Genomic DNA, 19064 nt, shown 5'->3' with positions numbered 1-19064 from the left:
TTCGTGAGCGGGCCGGCGATCTTTGACGATCTGCGTTGAGGACGAGCAATCCCAGACACAGTGACTAGTAGCTTTTTGAAATCACTCACCCATTGCCATACGCGCTCACACACTTCGAATCGAACGCCGACTCTGTATCCGGGACAAACCCTCTGAGCCGTCACGAAACACTCTCAGCAACAGGTGCATCCTGTAACGCTTTTATTTTGCGTAAGTACTCGTGGGTGAGTTTAGCTTCATCGTCGAGCTTACGGGGGACACTAATTATGTCGATCAAACATGATATCAGTGCAGCCTGATCCTCAACCTCAACAAATGCTCGCTTTAGCGCCACTTTGAAAGAACGTAAATTTTTTGGAATAGAAACCTCATACTTACTGAAATAATAATCATGCATGTCAATCACCAGATGCCGCCTGAAAACATCTTGAACGTAACTGTACAGAACTAGCTTTTTTTGGCGAGTAAAACTCTTCCGCACACCTACGAACAATATAACCTTAATAACATTACGGTAACTTTCTTTGAGAAACTTGCCGACCCCGATTGGCGAATTGGCATAATACTGATTAAGATATTCCAACAAGCAAGATATCGTATTCCCTTGCGCGTCGCTTACCGATTCTAAATTATCAAACCACAAACTCATTGCCATCGATGTTCGCAAACCTGTTTCCCTGACGTCGCCGTAAAAATGCGTGCCGTCTTGTTTGTAGTCTTTCACGAGCATCTGCGCTGACACGCGGCAACCTCTTTGGTTATAAATTATATTAATCTCTGCGGGTGGGACGAGGTCTGTGGGTTCAACTGAAGCATCATATTTGGGGTCATTAAAACCATCCCCCCTAATGAGCTGCCTAGATCTGTCATCAATATATTCTTGGTATCGATAGTTTTTGAGCGCGACATCCTTTTCCCATGTATTCCCCTCAATTTCGTAATATCGTCGGAGCAGGTAATCCTCGATGTCGGATATGGAAGACCCACTCCGAATGTCTTCTGCGCTCAGTATTGAAGAGATAGGCGTTTTGTATGGGATATAACCACCTGGGTAAACCTCGCATATAAAACCCTGATATAGATTAAAAGAGATTATTTCCACTACTCTCGGATTTGAGATGCTAGCGTCTTCCCGTCTACGCGATCTTATATATTTCAAAGAAATTATGCGCTCAAAAAAGTGTTCTTTGCCATCAGATCTATTAATCCTGCGTAAAGCATTCGAATTAGAACGTAGGGGCCAAGTCCCAGTTTCACCTGGGGAAAAATCATCCATTGAGATTCCTAGAGAGGATGTGCGTCTGTGATTTTCAAGATATACCTTTTTAAGGCTGGTGACGAGACTTCTCAATTGCCCGGCAGTACAACATTAGACGTGATCTAATAACGATCTTTTTAGTGCTGCTAAACCTCAATCGGCATATTGCTGGCTATAATCGATGATAAAGCCCTGGCAAAGCGGGGGTTTTCCCATATAGTGCATGGCTTCGTCATGTTTCGTTTCCTGGCAGTTCAAGTTGCCTTTCACTTCGCCAGACTCTTATGAGTACAACCTCGTTAGGCTGTCTAAGGTAAACAGCCCGGAATGGCGCGTGAATCAATTCGCGAATATGATCTTGATTGAATTCAGGAACAATGCGGCCTAGATCCGGGTGACTTTTGAGAATTTCGCAATGTTCCAGGATTGCAGACATGAAATCATGACCAATATGTGGCACACCTTGCTCTCTATAATACTTCTGAATCGTCTGTAAGTCTTGAAGAGCAGACAGTGCAATGCGTAATTCCATTTACTCGATACCTAAGGTTGTTTTGGCATCCTCCAACGATACGGTGTTACCTTCACGAACATCCAAAAGCCCCTGCGCCACCGCTTTTACAAACCGCAGTTCCTCGGCAGTTCTCTCATAATCCTCAAGTCCTTGGACAACAGCGATGCCTCGACCTCGACTGGTGAGCAGTATTGGGCGATGCGTATCTTGCGCTCGACTAACCACCTTTCCGGGATTAACTTTCAGATCTGATAGAGGAATGACATCCTCGGAAAATTTCACTTGCATAATGATTACCTAGACGACTGCTTGGCACCATTGATAGCACCAGTTAATAGGTGCTGTCAAGAGACGTTTCGCCCGACCAAACGGAGTTCTTCTTGTGACTAGATCTTAATTGAATTTGACCTATCAACCCAGATACCAGGCACTGAAGCCGTACGACCAAGGTAGTTGACTCAACTAAATCCCTGGCCCACCGCCAAACAAGAAAAGCATCCTTCGGGGTGCTTTTTTTGTTTTAGGGCGCACATAAGCCAAATAGCGGATGCATTTGCATCCATTCAGCGGCAATCTCAGGGTATAAATAAAACACCCAAGGATAGCCAATGTCAGGTTCAATCGCCCCGCTACTTCCCAGCGATGAGTATTTTAACCATCAGATCGTCGACACCTTCGCAAGCGTTGGGCAAAGTGACCCAGCTTGGACAGAAAAAATTTGCGGTATGGCGGCCGCCAAAGACGGTAGCCTGCAGATAGCGTTTGGCTTCGGAAAATACACCAACCGCAACGTGGTAGACGCCTATGCTGGCATTGCACAGGGCAAAGCGCAGTGGACCGTGCGCGGTAGCCGAGCATTGCACACCGACCCAGATAGCATTAACGTCGGCCCGATGGGTTACGAAATTGTAGAACCTCTTAAGAAAATCCGGATTTTTTTAGAGCCCAATGACGCACAACCCATCGCCTTTGATATTGTGTTCGAGCATGTCGCAGCTTGTGTTGTGGAAGATCGGGAAGACCGCCGCGACATGCACGGATTCAGACGCGCAACCGATCAAATTCGATACCACCAATCAGGTACTGCTAGGGGTTGGCTTAGCATTAACGGTGAGCGACACGTCATCGATTCAAACGATTGGATTTGCACTCGCGATCACTCGTGGGGCGTTAGACCGATGGTGGGTGTACCCGCAAGCGATTTGGAGCCCGACATCCACCACTTAATTCCGCAAGTCCTTGCCATCTGGAACCCAATCGTCTTTACACGAGCCGACGGTAGCCATTATGCCTTTCATCACTACTACTTAGCGTTCGCGGGAGGCGGCTTCAAGCAAGAGCGCATTCAAGGTGGTTTCGAGACTCTCAACGGACAAGACAGTAAAGTTATACATCTAGAGCCAATTCTGAATTTTGAGTCCCCAACTAAGCGGCTGAAAAGCGGCTCGTTTAAATTGGGACTGGCCGACGGCTGCACGCGAACACTGGAGTTCGAATCGGTCGGCGATCTGGGTTTTTACCTAGGGGCTGGGCACTACCATGGCGGCGACGGCAAATACCATGGCAGTTGGCGCGGAGAGTTTCACTTAGACGGTGATTACGTGGCAGACACATCAGACCTTGACACGATTAAGCGTTACGGCCAATTTAGAGACTGTATTATCAAAGTCACCGACCCAGAGCAGGGAGCCATAGGCTACGGCAATTGCCAAACCCACATTCACGGCGCCTGGCCAGAATTTGGATTAAGCGGCGACGAACCCATGCTATGAAATACTTGGACGCTCAGAATAAGAACGAATCGCTATGATACATTTCCCGACACAAGCTGAGGACCTGAGCCCCGAATGGCTCACCGAATTATTACAAGCCCAAGGTTTATTAAATTCCGAGACCGTAATCAGTGTCACGCATAGAACCATCGGCACTGGCAAATTGGGCAGCAACGTCGTATTGGATATCACCTACAGTGGCAACACGAATAGTGCACCAAAATCGTTAGTCGGCAAATTTTCGGCTCGTGATGAGCAGACCCGCGCGATGGCGGGTTTACAAGGTGCCTACTATGCCGAGGTGAGTTTCTATGAGCGATTTGCCCAGCATACGCCAATGCGCCTACCCAAAATCTATTTCAGCGGCGTCAGCGACGATAAGTTGCAGTTCTTGCTCTTAATGGAAGATCTTTCCTCCTACCGAGCCGGTTCCAACTTAGTTGGCGAATCCCGCCCACACGCTGAGATGGCGCTCGACCAGGCGGCGAAACTCGCTGCCAGTTTCTATGGGTCGGATAGCATTCTCAATACCGACTTTGTGGTTCATGCGGCAAGAGATGACGGCGGAGCCTTCGGCCAGGCGCTTCTGATCGAGTACTGGCCTAAATTTTTAGAGCGTTTTGGCAGCGGCCTAAGCGCCGAGGCGATTGCCTTTGGCGATTACTATGTACCCAGACACGCACAGTTCGTATCGGGCCGTGAGGCACCCTACACTCTCGCTCATTGTGATTTTCGTTGCGAAAACATGCTGTTTGGCGAAACCGAAATGGTAACGGTTGACTGGCAAACTCCCAGTGTCGCAGGCCCGTTAACAGACTGTGCTTACTTTTTAGGGGGCAGTGTCGATACCGAAGATCGACGCCGTTGGGAACGTGATCTGATCGCCCACTACCACCAACAGCTACGTCACAATGGCCTAGACATCAGCGCTGCAGACTGCTGGGAACAGTACCGCCGTGAGAGTATGCACGGACTCATGATCATGATTCTTGGGGCCTGTTTTTCGCAGCCAGACGAACGCGGAGACAAGATGTTCAGCACCATGATCAAGCGCCACTTGCAGCAATGCTTGGATCTAAACGCGACCGAGTTTCTGCACGACTGACCGCACGCGGCGCTACGCTCAGGCCTCGTTGGGCACTTGATACCGCGTCTGATAACGCTCGAACAGCGGTCTGGCACTGAGATGCTCCGCCTGCACCGGATAGCGATGCGTACCAAATTTACCCTTCGGTTTGGCCGCCAAATAAGCTTGCATAGCGGTCTTGGCCGTATCGCTTAAATCCAAGTCAAAGTGTCGATACAAGCGCTGTATATTCGCGAGTGGATCTTCAATTAGATCCTGATAGCGCGAATCGGCAATATTGGCCGGCGGCACTAGCCCCGAATCGCGCTGATCCATGACTTTTTCCAGGCGTTGCGCTGTCGCTTCTCCCATCAAAATGTTCTCGAACATCGCCGCATTAAAGGGCTGATCCGAGCGCATGTGATACAGGGTGCCCATAAGACTCGTCGTCGATGCCATGCACTGAATGGGGTCTCGGTGTGTCTGCACGATACGAGCGTCCGGATAAACCTGTAACAATACCTCCAAGTGCACTTGATGCTCGGGCGCCTTTAATAGCCAGCGGGCTCTGGGATTACGCCACTGCAACACTTGCAGCACTTTACGATGATATTGATAGGCCGGAAGATAATCAGCATCTGCACACCACATGGCGTAGGAAGGCGTTTGATGTAGCGAACCGATGTGGTCGCTGATAAAACTGCCCGCCATAATCAGCCCGCATTCCGCGGGGATATCGCCACGCATCTCATGCATCGAGGCAAATTCGGGCGCCACACGGTTCCACTGGGTGAATACCGAGTCGGCATATTCCATGCGCGAATCGTTCCGGTACGTCGCTGTCTCGGGCGGCGGACAGGGCTGCAAAGCCTCCCACATCAAGGGCACACCAACGTCTGGATCTTGGGCTAGCAGTTCAAACAATATTGAGGTCCCAGACCGCGGCAGCCCCACGATGAACATTGGGGCTTTGACTTCTTGGTCTTCAATTTCGGGATAGCGTTTGAGCCAATCCATCACTTCAAGCCGGGTCGACAACCACAAAATCAAGTCGTTGCGCGCCATTAATCGCCCAAACAGCGTCAACTGTGCCTCAGATTCTAAAGATTTCAGATACACCTGAAAGGGCTCGCGCCAAGAGTCTTCACCAAAATCTGAAAGCCCCGTTTTGGCTATGGCGTGGTCCAGCAGTGATGTTTCGTCAAGAGGCACAACGGCTTGTAAGTCGAAGCAGCGAGCCTCGTCGTTAACCTGTGATAGCCATTGGGGATGCGGTGGAGCGTGCCACAGCGGATTATTCGTGCTCATACTTTGAACCTATTCAATACACCCGCGCGACGCGCTCTCAGCTGCGCGATGCGCTGCTCGCTGCTGATTGTCTTGTGACCTTGCGGCAAATGATCCTCTAAATTGTTACGGGCCACCTTCTCGCACACAGGCTGCGGATAATGCGCCGCCCCCATCCAGCGCACCGTAATGTAGCCCTCCTCGTGACCCGAGGGATCTAGCCAGTTAGGAACGCCGGGATCGTCGTGTGATATCACAAGTAAAAGTTCCCCCGAGTCCTCGAGCACGGCATGGTGACAGTTTGTGCTGCACAAACGATAGCGGTAATCCATGGTTTCCCACCAATGATTACCAAACTCTACTGCCCAGTAATCGGCTTCGGGTGGTCTGACTCTAACAATCAGCGCTTCGTTTTGTGCCACTTGCCAATAGGCGATTAGTGGCTCGCCACCGGGAGTGGCGTCGATCGCGTTATCTTCAAGTTGGCGATACGACATAAACTGGTGTGGGCGCTTCTTCCAATGCGCAATCATCATGGCCCAGTACTCGGTCGACTCTTTAACCCACCTCGCGGCATCTATCAAACCCGCGGCCACAGAAGCGGGACTGGGAATCTGGTCTTGCGGTTCATGATCTAGGATATCGATGCGCGCATCCATCGGTGCCTCGTTTGCCCAATCGGCAAAAAACTCGCGAAACGTTACGCGCCATGACCCCGGCGTTGTCTTGATCCAATTCCCCGAGTGCGCATGGGGACTTAATATGATCTCGAAATAACCGGTCTCGTCTACGTCTATATCAGCCGCCATTAAACTCGCAACCACCCCACCACCCCACGGTGTATTGCCGTCCTCGAGCACGGTTACCGCAAAATATTTGGCGCTACCTCGGTAACCTGTAATTTTATAAGTAAATTCGCCATTGATCGGTGCGCCACGATACAGGGCATCGGTGTTATCGCCTCCTTGCTTGCGGACAGGATCAAAGTAATGCAGCAGCTCGGGACAGCCCGGGTCGTTATTTTCCAATTTAAACTGCAAACCAAGGGCGATATTTCTGGCGAGTAGTCGCAATCCCTTGGCTCTATCGATATCGTTGTTGGGTGCCGTGTCTCGAAAGACTAAGTCGCCCGCCTCGGCTAACTGACCGCAAAACTCACGCCATTGCGCACGAAGGAACTCATCATTCTGGTTATCACCGTACATAGGACCGCCGTTATTATTAGACTGAGTCTAAACCTACCCATTACCTCCACTGGACACATCCGCCAAATGGCTTATGGCGAATAGAGATGCAGCATCATGAATCTTTTTAGGTCATCAACTCGATTTTGTACTCGACATCCCGTAGCCTATCGACTTCACGATAAGGACCCTTCATGAGCGCTACACTTACCATCACGAAAAGTATTGCGATTCCCATGAGCGAAATCGATTACCACGCCATCCGTGCACAGGGCGCTGGTGGCCAGAACGTCAACAAGGTCTCGTCGGCTATTCATCTGACCTTTGACATTCACCAATCGAGCCTGCCCGAGCCCTACAAGCAAGGTTTGCTAAAATTGTCAGATCAGCGCATAACAAAAGATGGGGTGGTTGTGATCAAAGCGCAGCGCCATCGCACCCAAGAGCAAAACAAAGAGGACGCATTAGCTCGTTTACGCCAGTTAATACTTAAAGCGGGCCATCAAGACAAACCGAGAAAAGCCACCAAGCCAACGCGCAGCTCGCAAAAAAAACGCCTAGACAGCAAAACGTTACATGGGCGCACAAAAGCCATGCGCTCTAAGATAATCGATTAGCGTCACCCGCCGCGGCTTGCTTTGCATAAGCACTTAAGGCCGCAACATCCTGAATTTGGATGCTGCCATAACCCTGTTTGATCAGACCGTCCTGTTGCAGCTCTCGTAAACATCGGTGCAGCACTTGTCGAGAACAGTTTGCCAGCTGTTGCAGCTGATGATGCGTCAGCAGCACTTTGGGTTGCGCGCTGGTATCGCCACTGACATCCGCAATCATAAGCAACAAGGTCGCTAACCGCTGGGAACGAACTGGATTAAGCACCAAGGCTGTAAGATCAAGTAGAGCTCGAAAACGCTTGCCGTCCAGCGTTAGCACTTTTGGGTACAGGGCCGGCTGCCGCTCCAGAAACGCCCGCAACTGTATCGCGGGTATCGCCAATAAACGCGTATCGGGGGTCGCGACTAGGGTACGTTCAGCTGGGCTATCCAAAAATAAGGCCACCCAGCTACTGGTGCTGCCAGGCCCGAACACGGCAATCGTCATTTCGGCTCCCCAAGGCGAATGCGCGACCATTTCTAAGCGGCCCGTCATGACAATGTATAAATGATGATGGGGGTCCCCACTGCGCTGTATTACCGTGCGTCGATCAAAGCGTTCGACCGAACTGCACGAAATTAACTCGTCACAGCGGTCATCACTAAGCTCTGAAAAAACCGAAACACTGCGCAAAAATTTGGCAAGTCCTGGGTTATTCATAGTCTAACCTTAAAATCCGAATCGCTGTTGAACATGCGCTCGACGCAAAGCCCGCTGCTGATCCCTACCATCTGGTGTCAGCTTGGTATCTTCAAAACCCGGAATGACAGCGTTTAAATCGTCTATATCAACCAGTTGGGCACTGGGCCATCGCGAAGGCTCAATCGCGCCACCAACGCCGTCATATCGCATGATGAACGCACCCCGCTCTAAACCCATAGTATCAAGCCAGTTTGGATAGCCCGTTTCCTCGCTCGTAATAACGTAATAAATCGCGCCATCGGGTGCGAGCACACTCTGCCGCTGCGTAAGACTCGTGACGCGATTGGCGTACTCAAGTGATGCAAACCACAGGTCCGTGAGCTGTATGCCTTGATAAGGGGCACCTACAGGCCATGACTTAATCACCAGCGCCTGCCCGGGCTGTAGCTTAAAATGACCACTCGCCATCCAGCGACCGCGCACACCACCAAACTTGAACGTATCCATTAACGGGCTCACGACGTTGGGTGGGCGGCGATCGGTGTAACGCTCCTTAACCATCTGCGGCCAGGTCACGGCGGACTGGTGCATGGTATAGGCCATGGCCTCAATGCGCTGAGCAACACTCTCAGGCGTTGGTGCAGCTTTGGGCCTGCCTTCGAAACCGATTCGGTCGATGTGCAACTCGCCTGCAGGCTGCGTATTCCAATCTGCATAAATCTGGCGCACCATGACCGTGGTCGTATTTTCGGGATTGGTTACACAGTTCATCTGACCTTGGCCGCATTGTTTCAGCACCCGAATCTCAAACTGACCCTCACGATCAAGCTCGATGTCTTCAAACGCCAGATAATCCAGACTTTCGCCGTCATTTGCCCACGGCCGACCAGCGTACAATTGCACTTCAAGACGCGCAGCCGAACCGAGCTCGCCGCGAATCACATAATCTGTATTTCCTTTGATCTCGGCAAACGAATACCGCTGGTCTGGGTTGTCGCCACCCTCCTTCATGCGCGGATCCATGATCCTGAACAGTGGGAAATCCGGGTCATTGAGTAGCTGCTCCTCGATGCCTTTCAGAAGCGCTCGGGACAAAAGCAAATAGGCCCGCGCTTGGTCCTGCTCAGAATCGAAGTACTCAAAGTCACGCACTTCGCTCTCAGCTTGCTGCATAGCAACGATCAGTGCTGACCAAGCGTCACTGAGCGGATCTCGTTGAGCGCTATCCAGCGCTTCACTTTGTGCAGCGGCAGGCCACGTCGTAAGAAACAGCACACCGAAAAAAGCGATAGGAAGAAGTCGGCGCATGGAAACCTCATTATTGTTGTTGTGATCGCATAGTGTCTATTTTGCGACCGTTGACCGCCCTTGTCTTGCCTAAAATGTACAAAATTAGACAATAGACTTTAAAAATCGATGGTAGACTGACAAAAATTACTTCAGGCAAGCCTTATGTCACGAAACTCAGCTTTAAATTGCGCTGATCGAACCGAGCTAAAGCAGACACTCGAAGCGACATGCTTCGACTTAGCGGTTATCGGTGGAGGCATTACCGGCGCCGGCATCGCCCGCGACGCCGCGCTCCGAGGATTGAAAGTCGCCCTATTAGAAGCACAAGACTTTGCAAGCGGGACCAGCAGTCGAAGCTCCAAAATGATTCACGGCGGCTTGCGCTACCTCGTTCAAGGCGACATACCGGTGGTTAAAGAGAGCGCGTCGGAACGCGCTATTTTGCATTCTATCGCGCCGCATTTAGCGACCAAATCACCGTACATATTGACCACGCGCTCGCGCGTTGAATCAATGTTTTTACGGATTGCCTTAAAAGTCTACGAATTTCTTGGCAAGGTCGGCAAAGAAGACAAGCACCAGGTTTGGTCCGTTGCCAAACTCAAGGCACAAGAACCGAGCTTGGCGACCGAAGGGGCGCATAACGCCATCGTATACCCAGAATTCTTAACGGACGACGCGCGGCTTACGCTCGCTACCATCCGCTCAGCAAAAGCCGAAGGCGCAGTGGTCGGTAATTATCTAGCAGTCACCGAGGTATCGCGTGACGGCGATTTTTCACTTACCGCTGAGTCGCGCCTACCAGAAGACGATACCAAGGCTACGATCAAAGCCAAATTGGTCATCAACGCCGCAGGGCCTTGGGTTGATCAACTCTGCCAACTGGAAAACCCTGCGCAGGCTCCGCGACTGGCGTTAAGCCGCGGAATTCATGTGGTGGTGGCTGCCCATCGACTAAAAGTGAACAATACTGTGGTGATGTCGACACGAGATAAGCGCAAAATCTTTGCCGTGCCCGCAGGCGATTACACCTATCTTGGCACAACCGATGAGTTTTACCCCGACAGTGATTACTGGCCCGACGTTTACGCCAAAGATATCGACTATCTTTTTAACACGACTAACCGGTACTTTCCCAACACCCATCTTAGCGCAGAAGATGTGGTCTCGGTATGGTCAGGAGTACGCCCCTTAGTCGGCAGCACCGAGGGCAAAGCCAACGAAATCTCCCGTAAGGACGAAGTCTGGGAAGGCCCCATGGGCATGCTCAGCATCGCCGGCGGCAAGCTGTCGGCCTACCGAGCCATGGCAGAACGAATCGTTGATCGGGCCATCGACATCTTAAACATCGAAGCAAAACCTTGCACCACTGCAACACTACCGCTCCCCGGTGGCGAATCGATACTTTACGCAGATCTTACGAAGCTTGATGAGATCACGCTCACCCGCTGGCGACGTATGTACGGCAGCGAGATCAATGAAGTCTATACCATGGGGACGGGCCTTGAAGCCGAGGTTCGCTACGCTGTGCTTGTCGAAGGAGCTCTTCGACTCGAAGATTACTGGGCGCGCCGCAGCAGCCGCGCATGGTTTGACGACCGCGGAGGCATCGACTCACTAGAACCCGCCTCGCGCGTCATGGCTGAGCTGCTTAACTGGAGTGATGATCGACGCAAACACGAGGTGACTCACTGCTTAGAAATCGACAAAGCATCAAGACAACACATTCACTAAGGTGTCCACAATGACTTTTTCTCATACCCAAGCTCTCAGCGACCTACTCGGCGCTTCGAAGGTATCCTCAGCCGAGGCAGACACGCATCAACGCCGGTTTGACCGCTGGTGCGTCAAGCACTATCGCGACTGGCGCGGGCAAACCGTGACCGCACCGGCCTGCGTTGTCAGCCCCACCACCACTGCAGAGGTGCAGGCGCTGATCCGCTATGCCAACCAGCATGCTATCGCGGTAATCCCCTACGGCTTGGGCAGTGGTGTCTGTGGCGGCATTGAACCGCAAGGTGACGATATTCTGCTGGATATGAGCCGTATGAATCAGGTCTGCGACATTAACCCGACCGATCTACTGGCCACTTTCGAGGCGGGCAAAAATGGTTTAGAAGCCGAAGAAGCCGTCGCTGCACACGGCCTAACCATTGGGCATTGGCCTCAGTCGGTCGCAATTTCGACCGTTGGCGGCTGGGTATCAACCCGCGCCTCGGGTCAGTTTTCGACAGCTTATGGCAACATCGAGGACATTATTTATGCCATGGAAGTGGTGCTACCCAACGGTGAAATCGTAACACTTGGCAAGGCGCCGCGCGCTGCGGCCGGTCCCGATCTGCGCCACTTAATTATGGGCGCAGAAGGCATCATGGGCGTCGTCACCAAGGTCACTCTATCCCTAAGACGGCAACCTGAAGCGCGAGAGTTCAGCGCGTTCTACTGCCACTCGATGGCACAAGGGTTTGAAGCGCAGCGACAGATTGTGCAGGCCGATTGGCGACCACCCGTCATGCGTCAGTACGACGCTTCGGAAGTGACTCGTTTGTTCCCCAACTACGAGTCTGACGATTCGGGCTTACTGCTCATGGTGCACGAGGGTCCCGCCGGTCGTGTCACAGCGGAACTCGAGGCCATTCGAGCTATCGCCGATACGGTAGGCCTGGTGGAAGCCGACAGTTCGGTCACTAAAGGCTGGTTAGACCACCGCAATCATGTGCCTGAATGGGTCGACCTGCTAAATATGGGCGTCATCGCCGATACGATCGAGGTATCGGCCACTTGGCAGCAAATTGATGCGGTGTATAACAATACCGTTGCAGCCTTACAAACCGTGCCGAGCATTGCGCTCGCTTCAGCCCACAGCTCGCATGTGTATCGATCGGGTATTAACCTCTACTTCACCTTCGCGTGTGCGCCAACCGATGCCGCAGAGATGGAAGCGCTGTACTTTGAGGCGTGGGACAAAGCGCTCACAGCAACGGCTGCGGCCGGTGGGGGTATCGCCCATCACCATGGATCTGGACGCTTGCGCCGCCAATACCTGCATCACGATTTGGGTGACCAAGGCATTGAATTACTCAGAACCGTGAAGCACGCCATTGATCCAAAGGGTATTATGAACCCAGGGAACTTGCTCCCAGAAGAATAACAATTAGGTAGCACCATGACAGAAGATCTGATTCTGGCCATCGACAATGGCACGCAAAGCATCCGAGCCTTGGCGTTTAACCGCCAGGGCGAGTTAATCGACAAAGCGCAGGTGGCCCTGGACGATTATCAGCACCCGCAGCCAGGCTGGATGGAGCATGACGTCGACGCGTTCTATCAGGCTCTGTGTCGCGTCTGTCAGCAGCTGTGGAGTCAGAATCGAGTTCAAGCCAAGCAAATAAAAGCGGTGGTTCCCACCACACAAAGAGCCACAGTCATCAATCTTGATGCAAGCGGAACGCCACTGCGGCCAGCGATTATTTGGCCAGACCAACGGTTAGCGGAAATCAGATCACGGCGCCCTCTTGTGTGGCGCATTTTGTTCCGTCTGCTCGGGCTAAAGCCCACCATCGATGCTCTAGAGCAAGCCTGTGAAATCAATTGGATCGCGCAGAACGAACCCGAAGTTTGGAAACACACAGCTCACTTTGTGCTGCTGTCAGGCTACTTGAATTTCAAACTCACCGGCGAACTGGCCGACAGCGTTGGGAACCAAGTTGGCTATATCCCCTTCGATTACAAAGCTCAGGATTGGTGTAAAGACAGCGATTGGAAATGGAGCTGCATGCCGGTAAGACGCGACCAGCTACCGCGATTGGTTCAAACGGGCGACGAGCTCGGCCGAATCACACAAGAGTGCAGCAAGGAAACAGGCATCCCACTCAACACCCCTGTGATCGCTGGCGCCGCCGACAAAGCTTGTGAGGTGCTCGGCAGTGGCTGTGTCGACCCCAGCGTCGGCAGCATCTCATGTGGCACCACGGCAACCATTAACGTCACACATCACAAGTACCTAGAGCCCAGACCGTTTATTCCGCCCTATCCTGCCGCGATGCCCGGAGTCTTCAACCTTGAAGTGCAAATATTTCGCGGCTTCTGGATGGTCAACTGGTTAAAGAATGTATTCGGTTTAGCCAATACGACTACCGCGTCGCCCGATGAATCGGCCATAGAACACTTCCTGAATTCGACTAAAGCTGGGGCCGAAGGCTTAGTGCTACAACCCTACTGGAATCCGGGTTTGGGAGAACCCGGACCCGAGGCGCGTGGCAGCATCATCGGCTTTACCGATACGCACACCAAAGCCCACATTTACCGCGCCTTGATCGAGGGACTGGCTTTCGGCCTGCGCGAGGGCAAAGAATTACTCGAAAAACGTGGCAAACAACCCTTGCTCTACTGCCGCGTTGCTGGCGGCGGATCACAAAGCGACGGCGTCATGCAGATCCTTGCCGATGTACTGAACTGTCCGTGCGAACGACCCTCGACCTACGAAGCCAGCGGCCTAGGTGCCGCCATCCTAGGTGCTGCAGCCCTGGGAATGTACCCGACAATGGAAGCTGCTTGCCAAGCGATGACAGGCACTGGTCAGCGCTTTGAACCAAATACAACCAACGCTCTGCTGTACGATGGAATATACCAGCAGGTCTACCTGCAGCAATATCGACAACTAAAACCCTTGTTTCAGTCCCTGTACGACCTCTTCAACAGGGCTTAATCATCAGCCATTGTAAATAAGTCGGTGTTACCGCCCTTCGCCACGACGTTATCGGTGTAGGTGCGTTCAAGGGCAAAGCGCTGCAAATAATTGGGCCCGCCTGCTTTCGGGCCCGTTCCTGAAAGTCCCTGCCCCCCAAACGGATTTACGCCGACGACTGCCCCGACCATGTTGCGATTGACATAAGTGTTGCCGACCCGTGTCTTGGCGAATACTTGTTGCGCAAAGCCGTCAATACGGCTGTGCACGCCTAAGGTAAGGCCGTAGCCTGATTCATTGATATCTTGCAGTACTTGCTCGAATTCGGAGGCTTTGTATGAAATAACGTGCAGTACAGGTCCAAACACTTCGCGTTTAAGCTGATCGAGACGACTGATCCCAAACACGTGGGGTTCAATGTAGTACCCGGAGTGCGGAATGTTCGTCACAGGGGACTTGGCAAGCAATGTTTCGGTTTGCAAAAGCTGCTCAATGTGATGACGTATTTGCCGCGCCGCCTCTTCATCAATCAACGGGCCCATATCGGACTCGGGACGCCAAGGATGACCCACCCGCCACTCGGCGAGCGCGCCCCGCAACATCGTAATGATTCCGTCAGCCACATCCTCTTGTAAGTACAGGACGCGCAAGGCAGAACAGCGCTGCCCAGCGCTCTGAAACGCAGATACCATCACATCATCGACGACTTGTTCTGGCAGCGCGGTGGCATCGACAATCATGCAGTTGATGCCCCCTGTCTCAGCGATAAACGGCACAATAGGACCATTCTTTGCCGCCAGCGCACGATTAATTCCCTGCGCGGTTTCCGTGCTACCGGTGAAGGCAACACCGGCAATTCTAGAGTCCCTCACCAGTGCTTTTCCGACCACGGCGCCGTTACCCGGCACTAACTGGAGGACCTCAGTGGGAATTCCACACTCGTGTAATAAGGTAACGGCTTTGTGAGCGATCAGGGGCGTCTGCTCTGCAGGCTTCGCTACCACGGTATTGCCGGCAACCAGTGCAGCCGCTACCTGCCCGATAAAAATGGCAAGCGGAAAATTCCAGGGGCTAATACACACCCAAGCCCCGCGGCCCTGCCAAACCAGGCGATTCGTCTCTCCTGTGGGTCCGGGTAAGACGAGGGGCTGACCAAATAGGCGCCGGCCCTGCTGCGCATAGTAACGACAAAAATCAACGGCTTCACGAACCTCAGAGACCGCATCATCAAGCGTTCTGCCCGCCTCCAGACTGATCAACGCGGCCCAGTCGAATAACTGCGTTTCAAGTGTCTCGGCAGCCGCTTCGAGCGCTTGCGACCTTGCGTCAACGCTGACTTGCATCCAAGTTGGCCACGCGGCCACCGCGCGGGCGATCGCAAGATCGACGTCGTCAATCGTTGCCTCAACAACGCGTCCCACCTCCAGTGTTTGCTCTGCGGGGCTCACTATCGGTGTACTGGTGATATCTTCGTGTACTGCATGCACCCGAGCGGTTGGAATGGCAGTGATAGGATGTGCTCTTACTCGCTCGATCGCCTGCTCAAATTCTGGATAGTGACTCGCATCTTGCAGATCAACACCACTAGCATTCACCCAGCAGTAAGTTTCACTCGCGTATAAAGCCCTGGGTACCGGCAGTTTCTTGTGACGATAAACAGATTGCATCTGCGTGATGGCAACAGGATCTTCTACCAAATCTGCGGGCGGAACCTGAGCGTCGAGAAAACGGTTGACGAAGGATGAGTTCGCACCATTTTCAAGCAATCGTCGAACCAGGTATGGGAGTAAATCTCGATGTTGACCCACTGGAGCATAAACGCGAACCGGCACCTCAGGCCGCTGCGCACCAAGAGTCTCGTAGAGCAAGTGCCCCATGCCGTGCAAGCGCTGAAACTCGAAGGCTTGTGCAGGCTTGGCACACGCCAGTACAAGTGCAACGGTATGCGCATTGTGGGTTGCGAATTGGGGATACAACAGCTCAGGGTAACTCAGCAAAGACTCAGCACACACCTGATAAGACAAATCGGTATGGCACTTTCGAGTAAACACGGGGTAATCGCTAAGGCCGAGTTCCTGCGAGTGTTTGATTTCACGATCCCAGTAGGCACCTTTGACCAGTCGTACGGGAATTCTCCGACCCGTCTGTTGCGCCAACCCGGCTAGCCAGTGTGTCACGCTTACGGCGCGCTTTTGGTAGGCTTGCAATACAAAGCCCAGACCGTTCCACCCACGCAAACTTGGCTCGTTGGCCAAACGCGCAAATAAACGCATCGACAGCTGCAGCCGCTCCGATTCTTCGGCATCGATACTCAAGCCTATGCCGCCTGACTTAGCGAACTCCGCCAATGACAACAGCTTCGGGTAGAGCTCGCCCATGACGCGCGCTGACTGCCGCTCTTCGTAGCGCGGATGCAAGGCTGAAATTTTAACAGAAATACTGTCACTCTCGATGGCACCAAGACCGCTGCGCTTTTCGACAATCGCCGCGATCGCGTCCCGATAGGATTGAAAATACCGCTCTGCGTCCTCAGCAGTCCGCGCGCCTTCACCCAACATATCAAACGAAAATCGCCCGCCATTTCTAAACGCTTTATGCGTACGTCTGAGCGCCTCTTTTATCGTCCGGCCCAAAACAAATTGCCCGCCCATTATCTTCATAGCTTGCAATACTGCTGCTCGAATCACAGGTTCACCCAGTCGGGCGCCTAGCCGTCGCATCCAATCGCCCGTATCTTTGGTCATTGATTTGTCGAGCGATACGATTGAGCCCGTCAACATCAAGCCCCACACTGAAGCATTTACAAAAGCGGACTCCGAGCGCCCTTTGTGTGAACTCCAATCGCCCGAACTCAATTTCTCGGCAATCAAACGATCAGCGGTTTGCTCATCAGGCACGCGCAGTAGCGCTTCCGCAAGGCACATCAGTGCAATACCCTCTTTGTTTGATAGACCAAACTCCTGCAAAAAAGCATCGAGCGTGCCCGCCTTGTGACTTTGCGATCGACAGGCTTCAACCATCGCGATCGCCGATTCCACAATTGCCTGACGTTGCTCTTCGTTCAAAGCCGAGATCTGCAGCAAATGCTCGACACACGCATGCTCGTCTGGAGCGATCGGGTACCCCGGTACACCTTCAACAGCAAGAACAGTATTTGACATACTCATCTCCTCAAGAACTTTCGCGCATGATGTCAAGCTTTCGCCAGAGTTATTCGCTATTATTGACCTACTTTTTGATATTTAACTCTGCACCTATGACCGACAAAAAGAAAACGCTGGACCGAATAGACCGTAAGCTACTCGAAATCCTCCAAAAAAATGGTCGGATCTCGAATGTCGAACTTGCTGAGAGGGTTGCTCTGTCGCCCACGCCGTGTTTAGAGCGCGTCCGACGTTTAGAACGAGAAGGCTACATCAAGAGTTACGTTGCACTGGCCGACGGTAATAAACTCAAAGCCAATACGCTTGCCTTTATACAAGTCTTACTGACGAACACCAGCACCGCCAATTTAAAAGCCTTTAACGAACTCATGAAGGGTATAACGGAGGTCGAGTCATGCCACATGGTCGCCGGCGGGTTCGATTATCTGTTGAAAATACGCTGCACGGATATGCAGCACTACCAGCGCTTTTTGGGTGAAAAGCTCGCGACAATACCCCTCGTGAGTCAGACTCACACGTATGTGGTCATTGAAGAAGTCAAAGCCGAAACCGCAATCCCCGTGCGAGCCGACGTCCAGTGAACATTCGACAGTATGGCCCGTGGTTGTGCTTTTTGGTGGTATTTTACGGCGCATGGGCGGCGTATTTCCTGACTTCTGACACCTGGCACTTGCTCGGCGAGCACTGGCCGATCGCCCTCAGTATGGCGCTAGGAAGCTATTTTGCCGGCTCAACCCCTATGGGAGGCGGCACCGTTGGCTTTCCCGTTCTGGTATTTGGCTTCGACTATCCTACGCATGTAGGCCGCGACTTCAGCTTGGCCGTTCAATCAATCGGGATGACCAGTGCGAGTTTGCTGATATGGTGTCGCAAACAAGCGCTAGCACGCACAGTTCTCAGAGGTAGCATTATCGGCGTCACGCTCGGCTTGCCTATCGGCTTATTCGCAATTTCACCCTGGGTCTCGGAGTTTGCGGTTAAAGCCTTATTCTCCGTTCTTTGGGCCAGCTTTGGTATCTATCACCTGCGTTATGGCCGCGAGCTGCGGCAACAAACGGGATTTATCTCTCATCACCAAAGTACCGACTTACGAGTCGGGGTTCTGCTAGGAATGATCGGAGGGCTAACAACCGTCGCGTTTACCGGTGTTGGTATCGACATGTTGGTCTACAGCACGCTCATACTGATGTATCGAGCGAATATTGCGATCGCCATTCCCACATCCGTTGTGATTATGGCGTACGCATCCGTTTATGGCAGTGTCTTACAAACGCTGAGCGGCGCTTGGTCACCTGGGGTCATCGAGCAGTGGCTGACGGCAGCCCCCGTGGTAGCATTGGGTGCGCCGCTTGGGGTACTCGTCGTCTCGCGACTTGCGCCCAGAACAAATATCGCCATTGTATCCGTGCTGTGCCTAGCCCAGTTTGCGTGGTTTTTACTGATTGAGCGACAGTACCTAAGCCCTCTCAGTGTCCTACTACTGATCGTGTTAGCCGCGACCACTTGGGGCTTACTCATAAAATTAAAAGATCTCTCGAACTAGTTG

At 52.5% G+C, this 19064-nt stretch carries 16 protein-coding genes; 8 read left to right on the top strand and 8 right to left on the bottom strand.

Translation table 11 applies throughout. From position 1 onward, the window contains the following. Positions 1–160 precede the first annotated feature (160 nt). The 3 genes from EYZ66_RS06635 to EYZ66_RS06625 all read right to left on the bottom strand — a co-directional run bounded on the left by EYZ66_RS06635 (position 161) and on the right by EYZ66_RS06625 (position 2060). Positions 161–1276 (bottom strand): hypothetical protein, encoded by a 1116-nt coding sequence (locus EYZ66_RS06635; RefSeq protein ID WP_009576522.1) that lies wholly within the window; start codon positions 1274–1276, stop codon positions 161–163. Between the two features lie 214 nt (positions 1277–1490). Beyond that, positions 1491–1790: a type II toxin-antitoxin system RelE/ParE family toxin gene (locus EYZ66_RS06630; RefSeq protein ID WP_040817008.1), complete on the bottom strand. Its 300-nt coding sequence runs from the start codon at positions 1788–1790 to the stop codon at positions 1491–1493. Next, complete coding sequence (locus tag EYZ66_RS06625; RefSeq protein WP_009576520.1) at positions 1791–2060, bottom strand: type II toxin-antitoxin system Phd/YefM family antitoxin; 270 nt, start codon at positions 2058–2060, stop codon at positions 1791–1793. A gap of 320 nt (positions 2061–2380) precedes the next feature. Between EYZ66_RS06625 and EYZ66_RS06620 the strand changes: the two genes are divergently transcribed. Next, positions 2381–3544, top strand: a complete 1164-nt coding sequence (locus EYZ66_RS06620; protein ID WP_009575794.1) for an Rv3169 family protein — start codon at positions 2381–2383, stop codon at positions 3542–3544. Between the two features lie 34 nt (positions 3545–3578). Then, on the top strand, positions 3579–4649 hold the full coding sequence (locus EYZ66_RS06615; RefSeq protein ID WP_009575793.1) for a phosphotransferase: 1071 nt from the start codon (positions 3579–3581) through the stop codon (positions 4647–4649). An 18-nt stretch (positions 4650–4667) separates the two neighbouring features. Here the strand turns inward: EYZ66_RS06615 and EYZ66_RS06610 are convergent, their stop codons facing one another. Next, positions 4668–5918, bottom strand: a complete 1251-nt coding sequence (locus tag EYZ66_RS06610; RefSeq protein ID WP_009575792.1) for a sulfotransferase family protein — start codon at positions 5916–5918, stop codon at positions 4668–4670. Beyond that, a complete protein-coding gene (locus EYZ66_RS06605) occupies positions 5915–7102 on the bottom strand; it encodes a DUF1214 domain-containing protein (RefSeq protein ID WP_009575791.1) in 1188 nt (395 codons plus the stop codon). Before EYZ66_RS06605 ends, EYZ66_RS06610 begins: the two co-directional genes overlap by 4 nt. A gap of 173 nt (positions 7103–7275) precedes the next feature. On the opposite strand from EYZ66_RS06605, the gene arfB reads away from it, so the two are divergent. Next, positions 7276–7698, top strand: a complete 423-nt coding sequence (gene arfB, locus EYZ66_RS06600) for an alternative ribosome rescue aminoacyl-tRNA hydrolase ArfB (RefSeq protein WP_009575790.1) — start codon at positions 7276–7278, stop codon at positions 7696–7698. On the opposite strand, the gene EYZ66_RS06595 is transcribed toward arfB, so the two are convergent. Next, complete coding sequence (locus EYZ66_RS06595; protein WP_009575789.1) at positions 7682–8395, bottom strand: Crp/Fnr family transcriptional regulator; 714 nt, start codon at positions 8393–8395, stop codon at positions 7682–7684. The two genes, arfB and EYZ66_RS06595, sit on opposite strands and share 17 nt — an antisense overlap. Positions 8396–8404: 9 nt before the next feature. Beyond that, positions 8405–9685, bottom strand: a complete 1281-nt coding sequence (locus EYZ66_RS06590; protein WP_009575788.1) for a hypothetical protein — start codon at positions 9683–9685, stop codon at positions 8405–8407. A 144-nt stretch (positions 9686–9829) separates the two neighbouring features. On the opposite strand from EYZ66_RS06590, the gene EYZ66_RS06585 reads away from it, so the two are divergent. The 3 genes from EYZ66_RS06585 to EYZ66_RS06575 are packed head-to-tail and all read left to right on the top strand — an operon-like array spanning position 9830 to position 14375. Further along, a complete protein-coding gene (locus EYZ66_RS06585; protein WP_009575787.1) occupies positions 9830–11401 on the top strand; it encodes a glycerol-3-phosphate dehydrogenase/oxidase in 1572 nt (523 codons plus the stop codon). 10 nt (positions 11402–11411) lie between these two features. After that, positions 11412–12818 (top strand): FAD-binding oxidoreductase, encoded by a 1407-nt coding sequence (locus EYZ66_RS06580; RefSeq protein ID WP_009575786.1) that lies wholly within the window; start codon positions 11412–11414, stop codon positions 12816–12818. Between the two features lie 15 nt (positions 12819–12833). Beyond that, positions 12834–14375, top strand: a complete 1542-nt coding sequence (locus tag EYZ66_RS06575) for an FGGY-family carbohydrate kinase (protein ID WP_009575785.1) — start codon at positions 12834–12836, stop codon at positions 14373–14375. Here the strand turns inward: EYZ66_RS06575 and putA are convergent. Further along, the gene (gene putA / locus EYZ66_RS06570; RefSeq protein ID WP_009575784.1) at positions 14372–17515 is read right to left on the bottom strand and encodes a bifunctional proline dehydrogenase/L-glutamate gamma-semialdehyde dehydrogenase PutA; all 3144 of its coding nucleotides are present in this window, start codon (positions 17513–17515) and stop codon (positions 14372–14374) included. The two genes, EYZ66_RS06575 and putA, sit on opposite strands and share 4 nt — an antisense overlap. Before the next feature lie 26 nt (positions 17516–17541). On the opposite strand from putA, the gene EYZ66_RS06565 reads away from it, so the two are divergent. Together EYZ66_RS06565 and EYZ66_RS06560 are read left to right on the top strand one after the other, a co-directional pair. Then, positions 17542–18099, top strand: coding sequence for a winged helix-turn-helix transcriptional regulator (locus EYZ66_RS06565; protein WP_009575783.1), 558 nt, complete (start codon positions 17542–17544; stop codon positions 18097–18099). After that, a complete protein-coding gene (locus tag EYZ66_RS06560) occupies positions 18096–19061 on the top strand; it encodes a sulfite exporter TauE/SafE family protein (RefSeq protein WP_009575782.1) in 966 nt (321 codons plus the stop codon). Before EYZ66_RS06565 ends, EYZ66_RS06560 begins: the two co-directional genes overlap by 4 nt. Positions 19062–19064 lie beyond the last annotated feature (3 nt).

Origin of the sequence: Aequoribacter fuscus, assembly GCF_009910365.1 — a bacterium.
Classification (GTDB): Bacteria; Pseudomonadota; Gammaproteobacteria; order Pseudomonadales; family Halieaceae; genus Aequoribacter; species Aequoribacter fuscus.
This window is presented reverse-complemented; position numbering and strand designations above follow the sequence as displayed.

Bases quoted from the DNA above. Each gene is read 5' to 3' on its own strand.
- EYZ66_RS06610 (WP_009575792.1), bottom strand. From the start codon at position 5,918: ATGAGCACGAATAATCCGCTGTGGCACGCTCCACCGCATCCCCAATGG.
- EYZ66_RS06630 (WP_040817008.1), bottom strand. From the start codon at position 1,790: ATGGAATTACGCATTGCACTGTCTGCTCTTCAAGACTTACAGACGATT.
- EYZ66_RS06620 (WP_009575794.1), top strand. From the start codon at position 2,381: ATGTCAGGTTCAATCGCCCCGCTACTTCCCAGCGATGAGTATTTTAAC.
- EYZ66_RS06590 (WP_009575788.1), bottom strand. From the start codon at position 9,685: ATGCGCCGACTTCTTCCTATCGCTTTTTTCGGTGTGCTGTTTCTTACG.
- EYZ66_RS06580 (WP_009575786.1), top strand. From the start codon at position 11,412: ATGACTTTTTCTCATACCCAAGCTCTCAGCGACCTACTCGGCGCTTCG.
- putA (WP_009575784.1), bottom strand. From the start codon at position 17,515: ATGTCAAATACTGTTCTTGCTGTTGAAGGTGTACCGGGGTACCCGATC.
- EYZ66_RS06605 (WP_009575791.1), bottom strand. From the start codon at position 7,102: ATGTACGGTGATAACCAGAATGATGAGTTCCTTCGTGCGCAATGGCGT.
- EYZ66_RS06585 (WP_009575787.1), top strand. From the start codon at position 9,830: ATGTCACGAAACTCAGCTTTAAATTGCGCTGATCGAACCGAGCTAAAG.
- EYZ66_RS06635 (WP_009576522.1), bottom strand. From the start codon at position 1,276: ATGGATGATTTTTCCCCAGGTGAAACTGGGACTTGGCCCCTACGTTCT.
- EYZ66_RS06625 (WP_009576520.1), bottom strand. From the start codon at position 2,060: ATGCAAGTGAAATTTTCCGAGGATGTCATTCCTCTATCAGATCTGAAA.
- arfB (WP_009575790.1), top strand. From the start codon at position 7,276: ATGAGCGCTACACTTACCATCACGAAAAGTATTGCGATTCCCATGAGC.
- EYZ66_RS06565 (WP_009575783.1), top strand. From the start codon at position 17,542: ATGATGTCAAGCTTTCGCCAGAGTTATTCGCTATTATTGACCTACTTT.
- EYZ66_RS06575 (WP_009575785.1), top strand. From the start codon at position 12,834: ATGACAGAAGATCTGATTCTGGCCATCGACAATGGCACGCAAAGCATC.
- EYZ66_RS06595 (WP_009575789.1), bottom strand. From the start codon at position 8,395: ATGAATAACCCAGGACTTGCCAAATTTTTGCGCAGTGTTTCGGTTTTT.
- EYZ66_RS06615 (WP_009575793.1), top strand. From the start codon at position 3,579: ATGATACATTTCCCGACACAAGCTGAGGACCTGAGCCCCGAATGGCTC.